General features: G+C 70.9%; 21 protein-coding genes. 12 read left to right on the top strand and 9 right to left on the bottom strand.

All coding sequences use genetic code 11. The features are described 5' to 3' along the window. Nucleotides 1-110 precede the first annotated feature (110 nt). Nucleotides 111-1,046, top strand: coding sequence for a DMT family transporter (locus IE311_RS33330; RefSeq protein WP_189835616.1), 936 nt, complete (start codon nucleotides 111-113; stop codon nucleotides 1,044-1,046). On the opposite strand, the gene IE311_RS33325 is transcribed toward IE311_RS33330, so the two are convergent. After that, nucleotides 943-1,833, bottom strand: coding sequence for a LysR family transcriptional regulator (locus IE311_RS33325; RefSeq protein ID WP_189835615.1), 891 nt, complete (start codon nucleotides 1,831-1,833; stop codon nucleotides 943-945). The genes IE311_RS33330 and IE311_RS33325 overlap by 104 nt on opposite strands. Next, entirely contained in the window at nucleotides 1,833-2,180 is a 348-nt protein-coding gene (locus IE311_RS33320) for a PLD nuclease N-terminal domain-containing protein (RefSeq protein WP_189835614.1), read from the bottom strand. Before IE311_RS33320 ends, IE311_RS33325 begins: the two co-directional genes overlap by 1 nt. A 90-nt stretch (nucleotides 2,181-2,270) precedes the next feature. On the opposite strand from IE311_RS33320, the gene IE311_RS33315 reads away from it, so the two are divergent. From IE311_RS33315 to IE311_RS33305, 3 genes are read left to right on the top strand one after another with little or no spacing between them, the layout of a single operon-like run. Continuing rightward, nucleotides 2,271-3,728 (top strand): menaquinone biosynthesis decarboxylase, encoded by a 1,458-nt coding sequence (locus IE311_RS33315; protein ID WP_189835613.1) that lies wholly within the window; start codon nucleotides 2,271-2,273, stop codon nucleotides 3,726-3,728. Continuing rightward, nucleotides 3,725-4,627: a menaquinone biosynthesis prenyltransferase MqnP gene (gene mqnP, locus IE311_RS33310; protein ID WP_189835612.1), complete on the top strand. Its 903-nt coding sequence runs from the start codon at nucleotides 3,725-3,727 to the stop codon at nucleotides 4,625-4,627. The genes IE311_RS33315 and mqnP overlap by 4 nt, the downstream gene beginning before the upstream one ends. Nucleotides 4,628-4,658: 31 nt before the next feature. Further along, a complete protein-coding gene (locus IE311_RS33305) occupies nucleotides 4,659-5,351 on the top strand; it encodes a UbiX family flavin prenyltransferase (RefSeq protein ID WP_189835611.1) in 693 nt (230 codons plus the stop codon). On the opposite strand, the gene IE311_RS33300 is transcribed toward IE311_RS33305, so the two are convergent. Continuing rightward, nucleotides 5,348-5,485: a hypothetical protein gene (locus tag IE311_RS33300; RefSeq protein WP_167346897.1), complete on the bottom strand. Its 138-nt coding sequence runs from the start codon at nucleotides 5,483-5,485 to the stop codon at nucleotides 5,348-5,350. The genes IE311_RS33305 and IE311_RS33300 overlap by 4 nt on opposite strands. 113 nt (nucleotides 5,486-5,598) lie before the next feature. Between IE311_RS33300 and IE311_RS33295 the strand changes: the two genes are divergently transcribed. Further along, nucleotides 5,599-6,054 (top strand): Lrp/AsnC family transcriptional regulator, encoded by a 456-nt coding sequence (locus IE311_RS33295; protein WP_189835610.1) that lies wholly within the window; start codon nucleotides 5,599-5,601, stop codon nucleotides 6,052-6,054. A 64-nt stretch (nucleotides 6,055-6,118) separates the two neighbouring features. Continuing rightward, entirely contained in the window at nucleotides 6,119-7,282 is a 1,164-nt protein-coding gene (mqnE, locus tag IE311_RS33290; protein ID WP_189835609.1) for an aminofutalosine synthase MqnE, read from the top strand. Between the two features lie 53 nt (nucleotides 7,283-7,335). On the opposite strand, the gene IE311_RS33285 is transcribed toward mqnE, so the two are convergent. Both IE311_RS33285 and IE311_RS33280 read right to left on the bottom strand, forming a co-directional pair. Next, nucleotides 7,336-8,217 carry an AraC family transcriptional regulator gene (locus IE311_RS33285; RefSeq protein ID WP_189835608.1) on the bottom strand — a complete coding sequence of 294 codons (882 nt, stop codon included), beginning with the start codon at nucleotides 8,215-8,217 and terminating at the stop codon, nucleotides 7,336-7,338. 81 nt (nucleotides 8,218-8,298) lie between these two features. Then, on the bottom strand, nucleotides 8,299-8,832 hold the full coding sequence (locus IE311_RS33280) for a GNAT family N-acetyltransferase (protein ID WP_189835607.1): 534 nt from the start codon (nucleotides 8,830-8,832) through the stop codon (nucleotides 8,299-8,301). A gap of 145 nt (nucleotides 8,833-8,977) precedes the next feature. Between IE311_RS33280 and IE311_RS33275 the strand changes: the two genes are divergently transcribed. The 4 genes from IE311_RS33275 to IE311_RS33260 all read left to right on the top strand — a co-directional run bounded on the left by IE311_RS33275 (nucleotide 8,978) and on the right by IE311_RS33260 (nucleotide 13,838). Then, the gene (locus IE311_RS33275; protein ID WP_189835606.1) at nucleotides 8,978-9,244 is read left to right on the top strand and encodes a DUF4229 domain-containing protein; all 267 of its coding nucleotides are present in this window, start codon (nucleotides 8,978-8,980) and stop codon (nucleotides 9,242-9,244) included. A gap of 356 nt (nucleotides 9,245-9,600) precedes the next feature. Continuing rightward, nucleotides 9,601-10,941, top strand: coding sequence for a dicarboxylate/amino acid:cation symporter (locus tag IE311_RS33270; RefSeq protein ID WP_189835605.1), 1,341 nt, complete (start codon nucleotides 9,601-9,603; stop codon nucleotides 10,939-10,941). 189 nt (nucleotides 10,942-11,130) lie between these two features. Then, nucleotides 11,131-11,772, top strand: coding sequence for a TetR/AcrR family transcriptional regulator (locus tag IE311_RS33265; protein WP_229902329.1), 642 nt, complete (start codon nucleotides 11,131-11,133; stop codon nucleotides 11,770-11,772). Nucleotides 11,773-11,954: 182 nt separating this feature from the next. Continuing rightward, a complete protein-coding gene (locus IE311_RS33260; protein ID WP_189835604.1) occupies nucleotides 11,955-13,838 on the top strand; it encodes an AMP-dependent synthetase/ligase in 1,884 nt (627 codons plus the stop codon). Nucleotides 13,839-13,946: 108 nt separating this feature from the next. On the opposite strand, the gene IE311_RS33255 is transcribed toward IE311_RS33260, so the two are convergent. From IE311_RS33255 to IE311_RS33240, 4 genes are all read right to left on the bottom strand, one after another. Further along, the gene (locus IE311_RS33255) at nucleotides 13,947-15,296 is read right to left on the bottom strand and encodes a tachylectin-related carbohydrate-binding protein (RefSeq protein ID WP_189835603.1); all 1,350 of its coding nucleotides are present in this window, start codon (nucleotides 15,294-15,296) and stop codon (nucleotides 13,947-13,949) included. A gap of 152 nt (nucleotides 15,297-15,448) precedes the next feature. Then, nucleotides 15,449-16,102 carry a pyridoxine/pyridoxamine 5'-phosphate oxidase gene (locus tag IE311_RS33250; RefSeq protein WP_189835602.1) on the bottom strand — a complete coding sequence of 218 codons (654 nt, stop codon included), beginning with the start codon at nucleotides 16,100-16,102 and terminating at the stop codon, nucleotides 15,449-15,451. Next, nucleotides 16,099-17,409, bottom strand: a complete 1,311-nt coding sequence (locus IE311_RS33245; protein WP_229902328.1) for an FAD-dependent monooxygenase — start codon at nucleotides 17,407-17,409, stop codon at nucleotides 16,099-16,101. The genes IE311_RS33250 and IE311_RS33245 overlap by 4 nt, the downstream gene beginning before the upstream one ends. Nucleotides 17,410-17,558: 149 nt before the next feature. Further along, complete coding sequence (locus IE311_RS33240; protein WP_189835601.1) at nucleotides 17,559-18,734, bottom strand: thiolase C-terminal domain-containing protein; 1,176 nt, start codon at nucleotides 18,732-18,734, stop codon at nucleotides 17,559-17,561. Between the two features lie 105 nt (nucleotides 18,735-18,839). Here IE311_RS33240 and IE311_RS33235 point away from each other — a divergent pair, with 105 nt between their 5' ends. Together IE311_RS33235 and IE311_RS33230 are read left to right on the top strand one after the other, a co-directional pair. Then, on the top strand, nucleotides 18,840-20,075 hold the full coding sequence (locus IE311_RS33235) for an acyl-CoA dehydrogenase family protein (protein WP_189835600.1): 1,236 nt from the start codon (nucleotides 18,840-18,842) through the stop codon (nucleotides 20,073-20,075). After that, a complete protein-coding gene (locus IE311_RS33230) occupies nucleotides 20,076-20,561 on the top strand; it encodes a nitroreductase family deazaflavin-dependent oxidoreductase (protein WP_229902327.1) in 486 nt (161 codons plus the stop codon). Nucleotides 20,562-20,711 lie beyond the last annotated feature (150 nt).

Here is a 20,711-nt window from a genome sequence, read left to right as displayed (position 1 = left end):
CTCCGCCGCCCCCGGGGAGGCGGAGCGATCGGCTGTGCCGATCGGGGGTATCGGGAGCTTCCCCCACTGGCCCGTGGACCGCTCCGGGCCCGCTTCGTAGCGTCGTTCCCATGAGAAACGAAACGCGGGGAACCGTCGAACTCACCCTCGCCATGGTGCTCTCCGGCACCCTCGGCGTCTTCGTCGTCGAGTCCGGGGCCTCACCCTTCGAGGTGGTGTTCTTCCGGTGCCTGTTCGGGGCCGCCGCACTCGGGGCGTACAGCCTGGCGCGGGGGTTCTTCACCGGGCACGGGTTCACCGGGCGGAAGCTGGGACTCGCGGCGCTGGGCGGGGTGTTCATCGTCTTCAACTGGGTGTTCCTCTTCGAGGCGTACGAGGCCACCTCGATCTCCCTGGCCACCGTCGTCTACCACACCCAGCCCTTCTTCCTGGTGCTGCTCGGGGCGGTCCTCCTGCGGGAGCGGATCTCCGCGGGGAAGCTCGGATGGCTCGCGCTGGCCTTCGCCGGACTCGTCCTCGTCTCCGGGGTGCGGCCCGGGGAGACGGCGTCCCTCAAGGGGCTCGGGTTCGCGCTTGCCGCCGCCGTGCTCTACGCCCTCGCGACCTTCGTGACCAAGCGGATCACCGGCGTACGGCCGCATCTGATCGCCCTCGTGCAGGTCCTGACCGGTCTGCCGCTGCTGCTGCCGTTCGCCGACTTCGGGGCCGTGGGCGGGCTCGGCACCGGCTGGCTGTGGCTCGTGGGGCTCGGGATCGTCCACACCGGGCTGATGTACGTGCTGATGTACGCCGCCTACGCCAAGCTGCCCACCGCCAAGATCGCGGTCCTCGCCTTCACCTACCCGGCGGTCGCGATGGGCGTCGACTGGGCGGTGTACGGGCACCACATCGGGCTCGTCCAGGCGCTCGGCGTCCCGCTGATCGTCCTCGCGAGCCTCAAGGTCACCCTGTCGGGCTCTGCTCCCGCACGAGTCGTCGCGCCTGCTCCACGAACAGCCGGACATGAGCCGGAAGCCGCTTCCCCCGCCGCCACGCGAGCTGGGTGAACAGGGTGAACGGCGCCTCCCAGTCCAGCGCGACGAGCGTCCCGGACGTCAGCTCCGCCGCGACGGCGACCCGGGGCAGCAGCGCGACCCCGAGCCCCGAGGCCACCCCGCGCTTGGTCGCCTCGATCGTGCCGAACTCCATGAACGGCGGCGCCCACTCCCGCAGCTCCGCCTCGAAGAGGTCGCGGTACGGGCAGCCCGGCTCGGTGCCCACCAGCCGCGCCCCTGCCAGGTCGGCGGCGGTCAGGCCCGTCCGGCCGACCAGCGGATGGTCCGGGCCCGCCACCAGGACCAGCGGTTCGGGCGCCAGCACCTCCGACTCCAGGCCCTCGTGCTCCGTGTCCGGTTCCATCAGGAAGCCGACGTCGTACGTGCCCTGCCGCAGTGCCTGCCGGGTCTCGTCGCCGAGCGTGGGCCGCAGCGTCAGCCGCACCGCCGGGTAGCGGTGGTGGAAGTACTCCAGGAGCGCCGGCAGCCGGTAGGAGGTGAGGGACTCCATCGTGCCGACGGCGATCGTCCCCGACGGCTCCGCGGCGCTCGCGACGGCGGTACGGGCCTCCTCGGCCAGCTCGCCCATCCGGCGGGCGTACGGCAGGAGGCGCTCCCCGGCCTCGGTGAGCCGGATGCGGCTGCCGAGGCGCTCGAAGAGTTCCACGCCGAGCGAGGACTCCAGGGAGCGGATCTGGCCGGTGACGCTGGACTGCGCGTAACCGAGGTCGGCGGCGGCACGGGTGAAGGAGAGGACCGTCGCCACCTTCTCGAAGGTGGTCAGGAGCCGGAGCTCCATCAGTTCTCGGTGTCCTCGTCGCGCTCGCGCTTCTTCGGGTCCTCGTCCGCACGCGGGTCGGGGTCGGGGATGTCGTCCCGCTTCTCGTCCTTGAGGGACTTCAGGAACTCGGGGTTGTCGTCGGGGGCGACCCAGCCGCCCGTTCCCGCTCCGCGCCCGGTCCGCGGGCGCCGTTCCTTGCCCGCCACGATCCAGCCGATCGCGCCGACCACCGAGAACAGCAGGACGACGATGGCCCAGACCGGCTTCGGAAGGTGCTTGACCTCTTCCTCCGGGGTGTTCAGGCAGTCGATGAAGGCGTAGATCATCAGCGCCAGCGGCAGGATGAACAGCAGCGCCCTGAGCATGTGGGACAGCCCCCTGGAAGCGGTGGCGGGGGCGCGTTTCGGCGGCCCCGGTGACAGGTCAAGGGTAGCCGGTGACCGATACTGACCCCTATGGCTTACGACGATCTCCGCTCGCTGCTCAGGGCCCTCGAGCGCGAAGGCGACCTCAAGCGCATCAAGGCCGAAGTCGACCCGTACCTGGAGGTCGGGGAGATCGTCGACCGGGTGAACAAGGCAGGAGGCCCGGCGCTTCTCTTCGAGAACGTCAAGGGCTCCTCGATGCCCCTCGCGATGAACGTCTTCGGCACCGACCGCCGGCTGCTCAAGGCCCTCGGTCTGAAGTCGTACGGCGAGATCAGCGAGAAGATCGGCGGGCTGCTCAAGCCCGAGCTGCCGCACGGCTTCGTCGGGGTCCGCGAGGCCTTCGGCAAGCTGGGCTCGATGGTGCACGTGCCGCCGAAGAAGGTGAAGGCCGAGAACGCGCCCGTCCAGGAGGTCGTGCTCACCGGGGACGACGTCGACCTCGACCTCCTCCCGGCGCTGTTCACCTGGCCGAAGGACGGCGGCTCCTTCTTCAACCTGGGGCTCACCCACACCAAGCACCCGGAGACCGGGGTCCGCAACCTCGGGCTCTACCGCCTCCAGCGCCACGACAAGCACACCATCGGCATGCACTGGCAGATCCACAAGGACAGCCGGAACCACTACGCCGTCGCGGCGGCGAAGGGCGAGCGGCTGCCGGTCGCGATCGCCTTCGGCTGCCCGCCGGCCGTGACGTACGCCTCGACGGCCCCGCTGCCCGGCGACATCGACGAGTACCTCTTCGCCGGCTTCGTGCAGGGCAAGCGGATCGAGATGGTCGACTGCAAGACCGTTCCGCTCCAGGTCCCGGCGCAGGCCGAGGTCGTCGTCGAGGGCTGGCTGGAGCCGGGCGAGATGCTGCCGGAGGGTCCCTTCGGCGACCACACCGGCTTCTACACGCCGCAGGAGCCCTTCCCCGCGCTGAAGATCGACTGCATCACCATGCGGAAGCGTCCGCTGCTGCAGTCGATCGTCGTCGGCAGACCGCCGACCGAGGACGGCCCGCTGGGGCGCGCGACGGAGCGTTTCTTCCTGCCGCTCCTCAAGATCATCGTGCCGGACATCGTCGACTACCACCTGCCGGAGTCGGGCGGCTTCCACAACTGCGCGATCATCTCGATCGACAAGAAGTACCCGAAGCACGCGCAGAAGGTCATGCACGCCATCTGGGGCGCGCACATGATGTCGCTGACCAAGCTGATCGTCGTCGTGGACAAGGACTGCGACGTCCACGATCTGCACGAGGTGTCCTGGCGGGCCCTCGGCAACACCGACTACGCCCGTGACCTCACGGTCGTCGAGGGACCGGTCGACCATCTCGACCACGCCTCCTACCAGCAGTTCTGGGGCGGCAAGGCGGGTATCGACGCCACGAGGAAGCTGCCCGAGGAGGGCTACACCCGGGACGGCGGCTGGCCGGACATGGTCGAGTCCGACCCGGCGACGGCCGCCCTCGTGGACCGCCGCTGGAAGGAGTACGGGCTGTGACCACGGCCGCCGTGCCCGGCGCCCAGCCGGGCCGTACGAAGTCGTTCCTGCGGCTCGTGATGATCGAGCACTCGGTCTTCGCGCTGCCCTTCGCGTACACCGCCGCGCTCACCGCGATGTACCAGACGGACAAGAACATCCACTGGTGGACGCTGTTCCTCGTCACCGTCTGCATGGTGGGTCTGCGGACCTTCGCCATGGCCTGCAACCGGATCATCGACCGCGAGATCGACGCGCGTAATCCGCGCACCGCCCACCGCGAGCTGGTGACCGGAGCGGTGTCCGTGCGCTCGGCGTGGACCGGGGCCGGAATCGCCGTCGTCGTCTTCCTCGGCGCCGCGGCCCTGCTCAACCCGCTCTGTCTGGCACTCGCGCCGCTCGCCGTGGTGCCGATGGTGGTCTACCCGTACGGCAAGCGGTTCACGAACTTCCCGCACGCCATCCTCGGTCTCGCGCAGGCCATAGGGCCGATCGGCGCCTGGCTCGCGGTGACCGGGGAGTGGTCCTGGGACGCGGTGATCCTGGGCCTCGCGGTGGGTGTCTGGATCGGCGGCTTCGACCTGATCTTCGCCTGCCAGGACGTCCAGGCGGACCGGGCCCACGGTGTGATGTCGGTGCCGGCCCGCTTCGGGATCCCGGCCGCGCTGTGGGGCGCCCGCGCCTCGGCGGTCGTCACCACCGGGCTCCTCGTCTGGTACGCCCTGGTGACCGACGCCGGTCTCTTCTTCTGGACCGGCCTGGTGATCGTGGCGGCGGCGTTCTGCTACGAGCACTCGATCGTGAAGCCGCACGACCTGTCCCGGCTGAACCGGGCGTTCTTCACGACGAACGGCTTCATCGGGATCACCCTCTTCGTGTGCGCCCTGCTGGACCTGCTGGTCCGCGGGCTCACCCCGTAGCACCGCCCGGATGACGGATAGGCTCGGCGGCATGAACGACGGCAAGCGCATCCCCTGGATCGTGGGGGTTTCCGGGGCTTCGGGTACGCCGTACGCCGCCGCCGTGCTGAGGGGTCTCCTTGCAGCGGGGGAGAGCGTCGACCTCGTCGTGTCGCGGGCCTCTCGGCTCACGCTGCTCGACGAGACGGGGCTCTCCTTCCGGGACGCGCACTGGCGGGAGGACCTGGCGACCTGGCTGGCGCGCGGTGCCGACGGGAAGCCCGACACCTTCGACGTATCGGCTCCGGAGCTCTCCGACGCCCTCGACGACGTGCGGTACTGGGCGGCCGGTGACCTGGCCGCGGGGCCGTCCTCGGGTTCGTACCCGGCGAAGGGGATGCTGGTGGTGCCCGCCTCGACCGCCGCGGTGGCGGGAGTGGCACTGGGACTCTCGAAGGACCTGCTGCAGCGGGTCGCGAGCGTGACGCTGAAGGAGCGGCGGCCGCTGGTGGTCGCCGTGCGGGAGACCCCGCTGAACGGACAGACGCTCAGGCACATGGTGACGCTGGACGAGGCGGGCGCCGTGGTGCTGCCCGCCTCTCCGGCGTTCTACGCGGGGGCGACGCACATCCAGGATCTGGTGGACTTCGTCGCCGGGCGGGTGCTCGACGCGGCAGGGGTGCCGCATCGGCTGTACCGCCGGTGGGAGGGAGAGCTCGGTGGAGCGACCCCCCGGTCGGATTAGCGCTTCTTGGCGTGCTTCTTGTCGGCACGCTTCGAGGCGGCGGTCGGCTGGTGGGCACGCGAGCGGTTGGCCAGGTCCTGCAGCTCGCGCATACGGGCGTAGGCCATCTCGATCGTGTACACGGTGAACACCACTCCTGAAAGATCGTCTTTGATCAGCTAAAAGATTCACAGGGTGTCGCCCCTGTGTACCTTAGATTCTATACCTAAACTCGCGGTATCGCTGGACAATGGAAGGCTTCATACCTATGGACGCCGTGGACAGGCAGCTCATCCAGGCTCTGCGCGAGAACGGTCGTGCCTCGTACGCCGAGCTCGGCCGGCTCGTCGGGCTCTCCGGCCCCTCCGTCACCGACCGCATCAACCGTCTTGAGGCGGCCGGAGTCATCACCGGCTACCGCGCCACCGTCGACGCCGCCTCGCTCGGCCTCGGCGTCACCGCCCTCATCGGCATCTCCCTCTCCGACGCCGCCGACCACGAGGACGTGGCCCGCCGCCTCAAGGACCTCGCCGAGATCGAGGACTGCTGGTTCATCGCCGGCGACGACTCGTTCATGCTCAAGGTCCGTGTGAGCGACGTCGACGGACTGGAGAAGACGATCCGCCGGCTCAGCGGCACCAAGGGCGTCTCCCGCACCCGCACCACGATCGTGCTCTCCACCAAGTGGGAGAACCGGGTCGGAGAGCTGCCCGAAGAAAGCTGACGGAACGGCTGAGAGTACGGTGAACGACGACGTCAGATTTCGGAGAAAAGGGAGGCGGCCGCAGATGGACGCTGGGCTCAAGCGCGAGCTGGAGCAGAAGGTCCGGGACGGTGAGCGGCTGAGCCGTGAGGACGGCATCGCCCTGTACGAGTCCGACGACCTCGCCTGGCTCGGCGGTCTGGCCCACGAGGTCCGGACGCGCAAGAACGGCGACGTGGTCCATTTCAATGTCAACCGGCATCTGAACATGACCAACGTCTGCACCGCCTCCTGCGCCTACTGCTCCTTCCAGCGCAAGCCGGGCGAGAAGGACGCGTACACCATGCGCATCGAGGAGGCCGTGCGCCTCGCGAAGGCGATGGAGAACGAGAACCTCACCGAGCTGCACATCGTCAACGGGCTGCACCCCAACCTGCCCTGGCGGTACTACCCGCGCTCGCTCTCCGAGCTCAAGAAGGCCCTGCCGAACGTCTCCCTGAAGGCCTTCACCGCCACCGAGATCCACCACTTCGAGACGATCTCCGGGATGTCCGCCTCCGACATCCTCGACGAGCTCATCGAAGCCGGTCTGGAGTCGCTGACCGGCGGCGGCGCCGAGATCTTCGACTGGGAGGTCCGGCAGCACATCGTGGACCACCGCACCCACTGGGAGGACTGGTCCCGGATCCACCGGCTCGCCCACGAGAAGGGGCTCAAGACCCCCTCGACCATGCTGTACGGGCACATCGAGGAGCCCCGTCACCGCGTGGACCACGTGCTGCGGCTGCGCGAGCTCCAGGACGAGACCGGCGGCTTCCAGGTCTTCATCCCGCTGCGCTACCAGCACGACTTCGTGGACATGCAGGACGGCAAGATCCGCAACAGGCTCCAGGCGCGCACCAAGATGGCGACCGGCGCCGAGGCCCTGAAGACCTTCGCGGTCTCCCGGCTCCTCTTCGACAACGTGCCGCACGTCAAGGTCTTCTGGGTCATGCACGGCGTCCAGACCGCGCAGCTCGCGCTCCAGCACGGGGCCGACGACATGGACGGTTCGGTCGTCGAGTACAAGATCACGCACGACGCCGACAACTACGGCACGCCGAACAAGCTGGGCCGCGAGGACCTGCTGGACCTCATCCGCGACGCGGGCTTCCGGCCGGTCGAGCGGAACACCCGGTACGAGATCATCCGCGAGTACCCGGGCCCGGACACCGAGCGGCGGGAGTCGCCGCAGGCGATGCGGTTCTGAGTGGTTCGAGGTTCGAGGCGAAGGGCCGGTGGGGACTCCCACCGGCCCTTCTCTCATGCCTCCGTGTGCTCCACCGGGATCCACAGCTCCGCCGCGGCCGTCGTCCAGTCCGCCGAGGGCCGGACCGAGAGGATCTCCGGGCCGGGGCGGCTCTCGTACGGGTTGGACGGGAACCACTGGGTGAAGACGTCCCGCCACAGGTGCTGGAGCGCCTGCGGGTAGGGGCCCTCGTTCTCGAAGACCGCCCAGGTCCCGGCCGGGAGGTCGAGGGTCTCGAAGCCCTCCGGGGCGGCGTCCGGCGCGCCGGTCACGCCGTACCAGTGGTCGAGCTCGGCGCCCTCGTCGCGACTGCAGGTGAGGTGGACGACGGCCGAGACGAGCCCGGCGGGCGCCCCGGCCGACAGGCCCGCGAGCCGGTCCAGGGTCTCCTGGCCGAGGCCTCGGATCTGGGCGGCGATCGCCGGGTTCTCGCCCTCGTACACGAGCGGGACCCTGGCCCTGCTGCCGACGATCCGGAAGGCGTCCTTGGCCACGGTGCGGTACTTCATGCTGCTGTTCCCTTCGACGACGAGGCGGAAGGACATCCGCGGCTGTGAGCGCAGCGCGGCTCCGGTGCGGCGGGCCTCCCCGGGGCCGACCCCGTGCACCGCGCGGAACGCGCGGGCGAAGGCCTCCCCGGAGCCGTAGCCGTACCGGACCGCGATCTCCAGGAGCGTCCGCTCCCCGGCGAGCACCTCGGCGCCCGCGACGGTGAGCCGCCGCCGGCGTACGTACTCCGACAGGGGCATCCCCGCGAGCGCCGAGAAGACCCGCCGGAAGTGGTACTCCGAGGTCGCGGCGATCCGGGCCAGCTCGGCCGGGTCGAGGTCGCCGCGGAGCTCGGTGACGAGGTGCTCCTCGATGTGGCCGAGTGCCTCGTTGAGCCGCTCCAGCACGTGGTCCGTCCTTCCCTTTTCCTTGTCCTCACCGTAGGAAGGCCGGGCGGTCGCGAACCCGACATCCTGTGCCCGTTCCGGTCAGGTCAGGGGCAGCAGCATGATGATGTCGTCGCGGTCGTCGCCGGGGGCGACCCGGATCGCACCGGGGACGCGGCCGACCTCCTTGTAGCCGCACTTGGCGTAGAAGCCGTCGACGCCGGTGCCGCCCCGGCAGGTCAGCCGGATCGCCTCGATCGCCTCGAAGCCCTCGGCGGTACGGGCGGTGTGCTCGACCGCCGCCATGAGGTCGCGGCCGTAACCGCCTCCCTGGCGCCCGGGGTCGACCATGACCGTGTAGAGCCACACCCAGTGCGTCATCAGGGGGTGGGTGTTGAAGGTGAAGAACGCGGTGGCGGCGATCCCGCCGTCCTCGTCGCGGCCGACGAGCAGGCGGGTGCGTCCCTCGGTCATCGCGACGAGGTGCTTGAGCAGCGCGGGGCGGATCTCGTCGGGGGTGACGGGGGGTACGAAGCCGACCGAGCCGCCGGCGTTGGTGACATCGGCCCAGAGGGAGAGGACGCCGTCGCGCAGGGCGGAGTCGACCACCGGGTCCACCTCGAAAGTAAGGGTCATGTGGGCACCTTATCCATTACGTACAGGGGGCTCAAGAGGCCCGGGCCCGGGGTGCCCGGCCTCCCGTGCTTCACTGGAGGGGCTCCGGTCCCGTAGGGGATCTTGGGGACTATTCGGAAACGTCGGATCGGAAGAGTGGGCTGACATGCTCCGCTACACGCTGATGCGTCTCGGCATCTTCGCCGGATGCTTCCTCGCCCTGTGGGGCCTCGTCTACCTCGAAGTGCTGCCGCGCGGCCTCGGGGACTCGAACCTGCTCTGGGTCCTCGTCCTCTCCATCGTCGTCTCCGCCCCGCTGAGCTTCGTCCTGCTGCGCAAGGTGCGCGACGAGGCGAGCGCCGAGGTCGTGGCGAAGGTCGACCGCGCCAAGGGGCGCCTGGCCGCGAACCGGTCCCAGGAGGACATGCTCTAGCCGTAAAGGCTGCGTAAGCTTCATCACAGATCATCCGCCCCGGGCGGGAGCTTCCAAGGCTCCTGGCCGGGGCGTTCTGCGTTTCGGAGGCGGAAGGGCCTCCGTACACCTCAAAGAAGGCCTTTGAGGTTCTCAAAGTTCAAGTGTTAACGTGTTCGACATGACGACAGCAGTGCGCCCCTCTCATGCCGCGAGCACCCCGCTCGTGGCGCGCCTGCACGTCGACCTCTGCCGCTGTATGTCCGCGGTCTGTTGCCGCGAGCTCTGACCCGGCATCATGCAGCGGCCCGCGTGACAACGCGTGTGTGCCGCACCCCCGTCCCGTATTGCCCGATACGCACCTGTGGAGTGTGTCTGTGTCCGCGTCCGCGACCACGCCCGAGCAGAAGTCCCCCGCTTCCTCGCGCATACCGAAGATTCCCTTCTGGGCCCAGATCATCGCCGGTCTCGTCCTCGGCGCCCTGCTCGGCTGGATCGCCCGCAGCCAGGACGTCTCCTGGCTGAAGGAGACCCTCGGTCAGGTCGGCGACATCTTCGTCCAGCTGCTGAAGCTGGCCGTCGCCCCGCTCGTCTTCTTCGCGATCCTGGTCTCGATCACCAACCTGCGGAAGGTGAACAACGCCGCCAGGCTCGCCACCCGCACCCTGCTCTGGTTCATGATCACCTCCCTGGTCGCGGTGGCCATCGGCCTCGCCATCGGCCTGATCACCAACCCGGGCGCCGGCACCGGCCTCACCCCGCAGGACGGCAAGCTGCCGAAGCGCGAGGGCTCCTGGATCGACTTCCTGACCGGCATCATCCCGACGGACGTCATCACGCCCTTCACCGAGCTGAACGTCCTCCAGATCGTCTTCATGGCCGCCGTCGCCGGAGTCGCCGCCCTCAAGCTCGGCGACAGGGCCAAGCCGATCCTCACCCTCTCCGAGTCGATCCTGGAGCTCCTCCAGAAGGCCCTGTGGTGGGTCATCCGCCTCGCCCCGCTCGGCACCGTCGGCCTCATCGGCTTCGCCATCGCCGACTACGGCTGGGACCTCATCGGCAAGTACGCGACCTTCACCGCCGACGTCTACATCGGCTGCGCCCTGGTCATGTTCGGCGTCTACCCGCTGCTGCTCGCGACGGTCGCCAAGGTCAACCCGGTCCAGTTCTACAAGGGCGCCTGGCCGGCCATCCAGCTGGCCTTCGTCTCCCGCTCCTCCGTCGGCACCATGCCGGTCACCCAGAAGGTCACCGAGCGCCTCGGCGTCCCGAAGGAGTACGCCTCCTTCGCCGTCCCGTTCGGCGCCACCACCAAGATGGACGGCTGCGCCGCGATCTACCCGGCGCTCGCCGCGATCTTCATCGCGCAGATCTTCGACGTGCAGCTCGGCATCGGTGACTACCTGCTCATCGCCTTCGTCTCGGTCATCGGCTCGGCGGCCACCGCCGGCCTCACCGGCGCGACGGTCATGCTGACCCTCACCCTCTCCACCCTGGGCCTGCCCCTGGAGGGCGTCGGCCTGCTCATGGCGATCGACCCGATCCTCGACATGATGAGGACGGCCACGAACGTGGCGGGCCAGGCGCTGGTCCCGGTGATCGTCTCCGCCCGCGAGAAGATCCTCGACCTCACCGCGTACGAGAACGCCTCGTCGTCCCCGATCGACGACCTGGCCGACGGCCGCGAGGCCCAGGAGAAGGTCGCGGTCGCGGCCTGACCCCTCGCTCTGCCCGTACGACCGTGTGCCCCGGACCTCTTGGGTCCGGGGCACACGTGCGTCGGGGCCCGCCGGGCCCGGGGAGGCCGGGTCGGGAGCTTTGTAGGGTGGCGGGGGACTACTCGGGGAGCTCGCGGGGGATTCCTCGGGGGTGTTCCCGTGCGGGTGCGGGAGGGAAGGTTGGCCGGGGTGGGGGCTGTGAAGGCGCGGCGGTTGCCGCGGGCCGTGCGGGAGCGGCAGATGCTCGACGCGGCCGTGCGGAGCTTCGCGCGGCACGGGTACCAGGCGGCCTCCATGGACGAGATCGCGGAGCTCGCGGGGGTCTCCAAGCCGCTGGTGTATCTGTATCTGAACTCCAAGGAGGAGCTCTTCACCGCGGTGATCCGGCGGGAGGCGCAGGCGCTTCTCGCGGTGGTGGCCGAGGCGGTCGTCGATCCGGGCGCGCCGCCCGACGAGCGTCTGTGGGCGGGGCTGCTGGCCTTCTTCACGTACGCCGCCGAGCATCCCGACTCCTGGACGGTCCTCAACCGGCAGGCGCGGACGCACGGGGAGCCGTTCGCCGGGGAGGCGGCCCGGATGCGGGACGAGATCACGGCGTTCGTCGCCGGACTGATCGGCGAGGCGTCGCGGGAGGCGCGCGGGGGTGTCGCCATCACGGAGCGGGACGTGGCCGCGCTCGCGCAGGCGCTCGTGGGGTCCGCCGAGTCGCTGGCGGGCTGGGCCAACGAGACGCCGGGGGTGACGGCGAAGGAGGCGGCCGCGACGCTGATGAACTTCGCGTGGTCGGGGCTCGGGAACCTCATGAAAAGCGAGCGCTGGTCTCCCCGTTGATGCTTACCGCGCAGTAAGGTTACCGGCTAGTCACGCCCTGTGGGGGTTCAACGTGCCGTCATGCGGCCGTAGTTCACCTCCGCACGGACCGGTACGCGGACGCGTCGGCGCAGTTCGAGGCCGCACCGGACCGGTTCACCGACGCACGACCTCAGTTCATCGCGAAGACCGAGGAGCCGCACGTGTCCGTCGTCACCGCACTGTCCGGGAGCGAACCGGTCGAGCCGTCCAGGACGCTGGTGGACGGGGTGGTGCGGGAGGTCTCCGTCCCCGCCCTCGTGCCCGTGGTCCGCCGGGGCTCCCTCGCCGACCTGCCGTACGACAACGCCCGCCAGGACCCCGGAGCCGTCCTCTTCTCCCGCAAGGGACCGCAGGGGGAGTGGTACGACGTCACGGCCTCCGCCTTCGCCGCCGAGGTCCACTCCGTCGCCAAGGGGCTCATCGCGCAGGGGCTGCGGCCCGGCGACCGGCTCGCCCTCATGGCCAGGACCACCTACGAGTGGACCCTGCTCGACTTCGCCGCCTGGGCCGCCGGGCTCGTCACCGTCCCGGTCTACCCCACGTCCTCCGCGTTCCAGACCCGCTGGATCCTCCAGGACTCCGGCGCCGCCGCCTGCGTCGTCGAGGACCCCGCCCAGGCCAGGCTCGTCTCCGCCGAACGGCGGCAGCTGCCCGGTCTCGCCCACCTCTGGGTCCTCGACACCGGCGCCGTCGACCAGCTCCGCGCCGCGGGTGCCAGGGTCGCCGACGAGGCCGTCACCGCCCGCCGGGGGCTGCTGACCCCGGAGACCCTCGCCACCCTCATCTACACCTCCGGCACCACCGGCCGGCCCAAGGGCTGCGCCCTCACCCACGCCAACTTCTTCGCCGAGGTCGACAACGCCGTCCGGCTCCTCCACCCCGTCTTCGTCTCCGAGAGCAAGGAACCCGCCGCCACCCTGCTCTTCCTGCCGCTCTCCCACGTCTTCGGGCGGATGGTCGCCATCGGCTGTGTACGGGCCCGGGTCCGGGTCGGGCACGCGCCCTCGGTCGAGGGCCGGGAACTGCTCGACGATCTCGCCGGGTTCCGGCCCACGTTCCTGCTCGCCATCCCGTACGTCCTGGAGAAGGTCTTCAACAGCGCCCGGGCCACCGCCGAACGCGGCGGCAAGGCCGCCTCCTTCGATCGGGCCGCCCGGGTCGCCCGCAAGTACGGGCAGGAGGCCGCGCCCTCGCTCTCGCTGCGTGCCGCGCGGGCGCTCTACGACCCGCTCGTCTACCGGCGCATCCGGGCCGCGCTCGGGGGCCGGGTGAAGTACGTGATCTCCGGCGGCTCCCCGCTCGGCGCGCGGCTCGTCGAGTTCTTCACGGGCGCGGGCGTCGAGGTCTTCGAGGGGTACGGCCTGACGGAGACCACGGCCGCCTCGACGGTCACCCCGCCGCAGCGGCCGCGCACCGGCACCGTGGGCTGGCCGCTGCCCGGCACCGCCGTCCGGATCGCCGACGACGGCGAGGTCTGGCTCAGGGGCGGTCATGTCTTCGCCGGGTACTGGGACGCCCGGCGCGGGGCGGCCGTGCCGTACACCGACGACGGCTGGTTCCCCACCGGCGACCTCGGCTCCCTGGACGCCGAGGGCTATCTGCGCATCACGGGCCGCAAGAAGGACATCGTCATCACCACGGCGGGGAAGAACGTCGCTCCGGCGCCCCTGGAGGACTGGCTGCGGGCGCATCCGCTGGTCGCCCAGTGTGTGGTCCTCGGCGACAACCGGCCGTACATCACGGCCCTGATCACCCTGGACCACGAGGGCCTGACGCACTGGCGGCGGATGCGGCAGAAGGACCATCTGGCGCTCTGGGAGCTGAGCCGGGACGAGGAGCTGCTCGGCGCGATCCAGCGCGCGGTGGACGAGGCCAACCGGCTGGTCTCGCGGGCGGAGTCGATCCGCGCCTTCCGGGTCCTGACCGCCGAGTTCTCGGAGAACTCCGGCCATCTGACCCCGTCCCTGAAGCTCAAGCGCCGCGCGGTGCTGCGGGACTTCGCCCGGGAGATCGACGAGATGTACGACTCCGGGGCGGTCGACTAGGTCGTCTCTTCCGGATCTTGCCGGCCAGGCAGGATCCGGAAGAGACGGCCCAACTCTTTCCCCAAGCTCTCCGAACCGGGCCGGCACAGCTGCCGTACGCGGAACCGCTCAGAACATCAGGTCGTAGACGTTCCAGCCGCCGCCGACGAGGCTGCGGGTGGGGCCGGGAACGATGGTGCCCCCGTACGAGCCGGGCTTGGGGAAGCGCACGCCCTGGTAGAGCCAGAGCTTGCCGGCGGCGTCGCGGGCGACCAGGTCGGGATTGTCGTCCCGCCCGAGTTCCGCCGTACCGGCGAGGGCGGTGTAGACGTTCCAGCCGCCGCCGACGCGCTGCCTCGGCTCGAAGGGCGCACAGGGGGCGCAGCCCTGGCGGTCGTACTTCCACAGCACGCCGTCCTTGTCACGGCCCAGAATCCCGTCGTACCCGCCCGACTTGACGAGCGCGTTGTACGTGTTCCAGCCGCCGCCGACGAGCTTGCGCGGCGCGAACGGCCAGCTGTAGCCGTTGTAGTTCCTCTCGTAGGCCCACAACACGCCGTCCCTGTCACGGGCGACCAGACCGCCGTCGCCGGAGCCGACGAGGGCGGTGTAGGCGTTCCAGCCGCCGCCGACGCGCTCGCGCGGCGCGAACGGGGCGGCGGGGTCGCCGGTGCCCTCGTAGTACCAGAGCACCCCGGCCCGGTCGCGGGCCACGAGGCTGCCGGTCCCCCCGGCGGTGGGACTGTCCAGCGTGGTGACGGCGGTGTAGGCGTTCCAGCCGCCGCCGACGCGTTTGCGCGGCGCGAACGGCCGGGTGACGTCGCCGGTGCCCTCGTACCGCCACAGCACGCCGTACTTGTCCCGGCCGTGCAGCGCGCCGCGCCGGCTCGGAGGGGGCGTCCCGGGGACGAAGTCGAGGCCGACCGTCCCCTCGGCCACCACCGTGCCCGTGCTGTCCTTCAGCTCGACCCGGGCGTCCGGGTGGCCCAGGACCAACGCGGTCCGGTCCGCGTCCATGGTGACGGCGTAGGCGAGGGTGTCCGCGGCCGTCACGGTCGGAAGGGCGAGGGACGGCGGATCCTTTTCCTCGCCGGCGCGCACGTAGGGCATGTCCCACAGACACGCCTTGTACGCCGCGCCGTTGACCGCGCAGGTCGAACGGATCACGTCCTTGCTCACCGGCGGAGCGCCCGCACTCGCGACCAGTGTGGTGGGCAGGCGGAGCACGGCACTCACGGGCCCCTGCGTCCCCGCCGGCAGCGTGGCGGTGAACCGCAACGTCACCGCCCCTTCCTCACCCGCCGGCACGGTCAGCCGACCGCCTTGCTGGACGACCGTCCCGACCGACCCCGCCTCCGCCGCCGTCCCGGCGACCGTCGTCGTCACGGGCGCGGCGACGGCCGTCGCACCCCCGAACGTCAGCGGCGCCAGGGCCGCGACCAATGCCGCCGCGACCACGGCCGTACGTACTCGTGCCACGAGGTCCTCCAAGCCATCGGGTGCTGTACACCCGTTCGACCTTCTGACGTCGTGAAAGGTTGTACCGGGCAGTGGCTGACAGATGAGCACGGACGACCACGCCCATCCACCCGCGGCAACAGGGGAGCCGCACTCCGGCTTGCCCCCGGCCCTCAGGGCCAGAGGAGTTCGCGGGTCCAGCCGTCGGCGGTGCGGCGGTAGCGCAGGCGGAGGTGGCGGCGTTGTTCGTCGCCCTGGAAGAACTCGACCTCGGCCGGTTCGACGACGTACAGGGTCCAGGTCGGGGCCTGCGCGTCCGGTTCCTCCCGGGCCCGGAGCCAGGCCGCCGCGCTCGCCTCCGCGAGGGTCTCCGGGGAGTCGAGGAGTTCGCTCTGCCGGCCCACCAGGGCCGCGGCCAGGGCGCCCGTGGAGCGGGCGTGGAGGTCCTCGTACGCCTCCTCCGGCGTGCCGACGGCGACATGGCCGCGGATCCGGACCTGGCGGCCCTGCACCGGCCAGTAGAAGCCGAGCGCGGCCTCGGGGCGGGCGGCGAGCTGGCGGCCCTTGGCGCTGGTGGCGTGCGAGGCGAAGTGCCAGCCGCGTGCGTCGGCGTCGTGCAGCATCACCGTCCGGACGTCGGGCCTGCCCTCCTCGTCCACGGTGGCCAGGGAGAGGGTGTGCGGCTCGGTCTGGCCGGCGGCGACGGCCGCAGTGAACCAGTCGTGGAAGAGCGCGAGCGGCTCGGGCGGGGCGGCCGCCGGGTCGAAGCCGGGCAGTTCGGTGTCCCAGACCTTCAGGGAGCGCAGGGCGTGGTGGAAGTCCGTCATGGGGCCACGGTAGGGCGCGGTGCGGTGGAGGTGCCGCGGGTGGCCGGCATCCGGTAGTCCACGAGCGGGACCGCGTTCGCCGCCGCCTGGATCTCGTCGCGGATCTTCTTCGCGATGAGGTTCTTCCACGGGGTCCTCGGCAGGGTCCGCACCATGAGCATGCGCAGCTTGATCTTCCACTTGGATTCCACCGTCATCTCCTTGACGAAGCCCTCCGCCATCCGCTGGTTGCGCTCCACGCCGGGCCGCATGTGCGCCTCGTAGCGGTCGAAGGCGACGGTGTGGTCGCCGCCGGCCCGGGCCAGTTCGCCCGCCAGTACGTACGCGCCGGTGAGGGCGAGGCCGGTGCCCTGGCCGGAGGCGGGGGAGGAGCAGTGGGCGGCGTCTCCGAGCAGGACCACGCGCCCCTTCGACCAGCGGTCCATCTCGACGAGGGAGATGGAGTCGAAGTAGAAGTCGTCGGCGTCGGCGGCGTGTCCGAGGAGGCGGGGGATCTCCCAGCGGTCGCCGGTGAAGCGCTCGGCGAGGTGGCGCTTCTGCGCGGTGACGTCCCGGTGGTGGGCGGGGAGCTCCTCGGGTGAGGAGAAGATGAAGAGGTTCTTGGCGTCGGTCTCGCCGGCCGAGCTGTAGACGCAGACCAGCTTGCCGGGGAGCGCGTGGTACGTCTCCCAGCGGTCGAGGCCCAGGTGGTTGGGGGCGGTGAAGATGGAGACGTACGCGCCGAGGTGGCGCTTGAAGCGGCTCTCCTCGCCGAAGACGAGACGCCGGGTGTTCGAGTGCAGTCCGTCGGCGCCGACGACCAGGTCGAAGCGGCGGACGGTGCCGCTCTCGAAGGTGACCGTGACACCGTCCGCGTCCTCGTCGAGGGCGGCGATCGAGTCGTCGAAGAGGTACTCGACGTCGTCGCGGGTCCGCTCGTGGAGGATGCGGGCGAGTTCGCCGCGCATGATCTCGTCGTCCTCCTCGACGCGGCCGCCGAAGACGTCGGCGGACAGTTCGCCGATCGTGCGGCCGGCGTCGTCGACGTACGAACCGCCGCGCATGTCCGTGGAGTGGGCGCGGATCTCGTCCAGGACCCCCATCCGGCGGCAGACCTCGATCGCGGTGCCGCGGATGTCCACCTTGTAGCCGCCGGTGCGCAGTTCGGGGGCGCGTTCGACGACGGTGGGGGTGAAGCCGTAGCGGTGGAGCCAGAGGGCGAGGGCGGGGCCGGCGATCGAGGCGCCGGAGATGAGGACCGTCTTCGCGGGGCTGCCCGCGGGGCTGCTCACGGTGCTGTTCGTGGCGGTGTTCGCGCTGCTGTTCACGGCAGGACTCCTTGTCGGTGGCCGCGGGCCGTTCCCCTGCCCGCAGCCATGACTATACGGATGTCCTACACGCTTGTCTATGACGCTTGTATAGATTCCTTAGGAGGGGCCGGCGGCTCGGCCGACCGCGTCTCGGGGGCCCCCGCGGCTCAGCCGCGCCCCAGCACCACCGTCCCCGAGGAGCAGAACCAGCCCCCGGTCCCCGATGCCACCGCCAGCTCGGGCAGGCTCCCGTCCGGCCGCCGCACCTGGAGTCCCGGCGCCTCCCCGCGCAACTGCCGCACCGCCTCGACGAGCAGGAAGAGCCCCCGCATCCCCGGATGGCAGGCGGAGAGCCCGCCGCCGTCCGTGTTCACCGCCAGCCGGTCCTTCTCCTGGACGAACGGCCCTCCCTCGCCCTTCGCGCAGAAGCCCAGGTCCTCCAGCGTCACCAGGGTCATGTAGGTGAAGGCGTCGTAGACCTCGGCGAGATCGATGTCCGCCGGGGTCACCCCCGCCCGCTCGAAGGCGAGCCGCCCGCTGACCGCCGCCGGGGAGACCGTGAAGTCCTCCCACTCCGACATCGTGGTGTGGGAGACGTGCTCGCCCGTGCCCAGCACCCAGACCGGGGCGGTACGGCAGTCCTGGACGTACTCCTCGGCGACGAGAAGCACCGCGCAGCCGCCGTCGCTGCGCAGACAGCAGTGCAGTTTGGTGAAGGGGTCCGCGATCATCGGCCCGCCCAGGACCTCGTCGACGGTGATCGGCTCGCGGAACATCGCCTCGGGGTTGAGCACCGCGTTCGCCCGCGTCCGGACGGCCACCTCGGCGAGCTGCTCCAGGGTCGTCCCGTACTCGTGCATATGGCGGCGGGCCGCCATCGCGTACTTGGCGATCAGGGTGTGCCCGTAGGGGACCTCGAACTGGAGGGGGCCCCGCGATCCGAAGGAGAGGTTCGCGGTGCGGCGCCGGGCGCGGATGTCGGCGCGCGCGGTGGAGCCGTACACGAGGAGGACGGCGTTCGCGTGACCGGCGGCGATCGCGTCGGCGGCGTGCGCCGCCATGACCTCCCAGGTGGCGCCGCCCACGGCGGTCGAGTCCACCCAGCGGGGCCGGAGGCCCAGATACTCGGCGACCTCGACCGGGGCGAGCGTGCCGAGCCCCGCCGAGGCGAGCCCGTCGATCAGCGAGCGGTCGAGGCCGCTGTCCGCGAGGGCGCGCCGGGCGGCCTGGGCGTGCAGGGCGTAGGGAGTGGCCTCGTCGACCCGGCCGCAGTCGGCGAGGGCGACGCCGGCGACGGCGACGCGGCGGGGGCTGCGTGCGGTGGTGGGCGCGATGGTCGGCATAAATCTGACGGTACATCAGATTCATTCGATCGGGACCGGCGCGACTCTGGCAACCGGCCCGGCGCGGGCCTAGCATGACGCACCGTCAGAAACGGAGGGAGCCCCATGGACGCCGACAGCGCAGCGCTCGCCGCCGCCGGAAACGCCTCGCTCGCCGCCCCGCTCACCGAGGAGCAGCAGGAGATCCGCCGCACCCTGCGCGACCTGCTCGCAGAACGGGCCGGGCCGCAGGAGAACCGGGCCGCCACCGCCACCCCCCAGGGGTACGACCCCGACCTCTGGGACCGGATGTCCGGCACCCTCGGCCTCGCCGGGCTCGCCCTTCCCGAGGAGTACGGAGGAGTCGGCTGCGGCCCCGCCGAACTCGCCCTCGCCTGCGAGGAGACCGGCCGCGCCCTCGCCCCCTCCCCGCTCTTCGCCACGAGCGTCCTCGCCGCCCCGCTCCTCCTCGCCCTCGGCACCCCCGAGCAGCGCGCCGCCCTCCTCCCGCCCCTCGCCGACGGAGGCCTCACCTGCGCCCTCGCCGTCCCCGGCGGCTCCCTCGCGCTCGCCCTCGGCCTCACCGGTGACAACACCGCCGGGGACTGGTCCGGAGGAGGCCGTGCCGGCGGTGTCCAGGCGCACGCCGTCGACGGAGGCTGGCGGCTCTACGGCGAGGCCGCCCAGGTCGTCGACGGGCACAGCGCCGGACTGCTGCTCGTCGCCGCCCACGCCGGCGGCTTCGCCCGCAGTCGCACGCTGCTCTTCCTCGTGCGGACAGGGCCCTCGGAGGCCGGGGGACTGGTCCGCGCCCGGCAGGCCACCCTGGACCCCACCCGGACCCAGGCCCTCCTCCAGTTCAGGGACACCGAGGCCGAACTCCTCGGCGAGGAACCGGCCGACGTCCTCGGCCAACTCGCCGCCACCGGCCGGGACGCCGCCGTCATGCTGGCGGCCGAGGCCGTCGGCGCGGCCCGCGCCGCCCTCGACCGGATCATCGAACACGTCGGCTCCCGCGAGCAGTTCGGCCGGCCCGTCGGCTCCTTCCAGGCGGTCAAACACCGCCTCGCCGACCTCTTCGTCCAGGTCGAGGCGGCCCACTCCCTCACCTACTGCGCGGCCAGGGAACCCGGCCCCGGACCGGAGAGCGGGCCGCTCGCCCTCGCCCACGCGCTGGAGGCGCTCCACGCCACGGCCGGCGAGTGCATCCAGCTCCACGGCGGCATCGGATTCACCTGGGAACACGAGGCGCACCTCTTCTTCAAGCGGGCCGCCTCCGACGAACTGCTCTTCGGGCCCGTGCGGCGGCTGCGCGCACGGGCGGCGGAACGGACCGGACTCTTCGGAGAGGTGGCGGCGTAGGTGCCCGTCGGACGCAGACTCATGCAGAAGATGTCCTCGACCAGGACCTTCGCCCGGATCGGCCCCCGTGTCGTGCCCGCGATGGACAAGGCGGTGCACCGGTTGACCAAGGGGAAGGTGCTGCTCAGCGCGCAGATGCTGCCCGGGGTCGTCCTCACCGCCCGGGGGGCGAGGAGTGGGCTCCCCCGGGTGACCCCGCTGGCCTGCATGCCGGAGCCGGACGGGCGCTGGCTGCTCATCGGCTCGAACTTCGGCCGCCCCGGTCACCCGGCGTGGACGGCGAACCTGCTCGCCCATCCCGATGTCGAGGTGAACTGGAAGGGCGAGGACGTGCCCGTACGGGCCGAGCTGCTCGCGGGGGAGGAACGGGCGGAGGCCTGGCGGGCGGCGCTCGAGTTCTGGCCGCCGTACGCCACGTACCAGGCGCGGGTGGAGCGGGAGATCAGACTCTTCCGGCTGACCAGGCGCCAGGACCCCGCCGCATAGCGTTCGCTCTCATTTCATTGCAACGAACGGGGGTGGGTTGTTGCGTTAAGTAGCAGGGTCACTGCAACGATTTCTCTGCCTTGACCTGCGGTGATGGCGATCGCATGCAATGTGCTCGTTGTCAGTTCTGTGAATGCAACGTAGCTTTTC

It is taken from the genome of Streptomyces zaomyceticus (assembly GCF_014656215.1).
Taxonomy (GTDB): domain Bacteria; phylum Actinomycetota; class Actinomycetes; order Streptomycetales; family Streptomycetaceae; genus Streptomyces; species Streptomyces zaomyceticus.
The sequence above is the reverse complement of the archived record's forward strand: the minus strand, read 5'-3'. Positions and strand labels throughout refer to the sequence as shown.

Excerpts from the sequence above, each read along its gene's own strand:
- IE311_RS33235 (WP_189835600.1), top strand. The coding sequence starts at position 18,840 with ATGGACGCCGACAGCGCAGCGCTCGCCGCCGCCGGAAACGCCTCGCTC.
- IE311_RS33250 (WP_189835602.1), bottom strand. The coding sequence starts at position 16,102 with ATGACGGACTTCCACCACGCCCTGCGCTCCCTGAAGGTCTGGGACACC.
- IE311_RS33305 (WP_189835611.1), top strand. The coding sequence starts at position 4,659 with ATGAACGACGGCAAGCGCATCCCCTGGATCGTGGGGGTTTCCGGGGCT.
- IE311_RS33275 (WP_189835606.1), top strand. The coding sequence starts at position 8,978 with ATGCTCCGCTACACGCTGATGCGTCTCGGCATCTTCGCCGGATGCTTC.
- IE311_RS33315 (WP_189835613.1), top strand. The coding sequence starts at position 2,271 with ATGGCTTACGACGATCTCCGCTCGCTGCTCAGGGCCCTCGAGCGCGAA.
- mqnE (WP_189835609.1), top strand. The coding sequence starts at position 6,119 with ATGGACGCTGGGCTCAAGCGCGAGCTGGAGCAGAAGGTCCGGGACGGT.
- IE311_RS33280 (WP_189835607.1), bottom strand. The coding sequence starts at position 8,832 with ATGACCCTTACTTTCGAGGTGGACCCGGTGGTCGACTCCGCCCTGCGC.
- IE311_RS33240 (WP_189835601.1), bottom strand. The coding sequence starts at position 18,734 with ATGCCGACCATCGCGCCCACCACCGCACGCAGCCCCCGCCGCGTCGCC.
- IE311_RS33330 (WP_189835616.1), top strand. The coding sequence starts at position 111 with ATGAGAAACGAAACGCGGGGAACCGTCGAACTCACCCTCGCCATGGTG.
- IE311_RS33320 (WP_189835614.1), bottom strand. The coding sequence starts at position 2,180 with ATGCTCAGGGCGCTGCTGTTCATCCTGCCGCTGGCGCTGATGATCTAC.
- IE311_RS33295 (WP_189835610.1), top strand. The coding sequence starts at position 5,599 with ATGGACGCCGTGGACAGGCAGCTCATCCAGGCTCTGCGCGAGAACGGT.
- IE311_RS33325 (WP_189835615.1), bottom strand. The coding sequence starts at position 1,833 with ATGGAGCTCCGGCTCCTGACCACCTTCGAGAAGGTGGCGACGGTCCTC.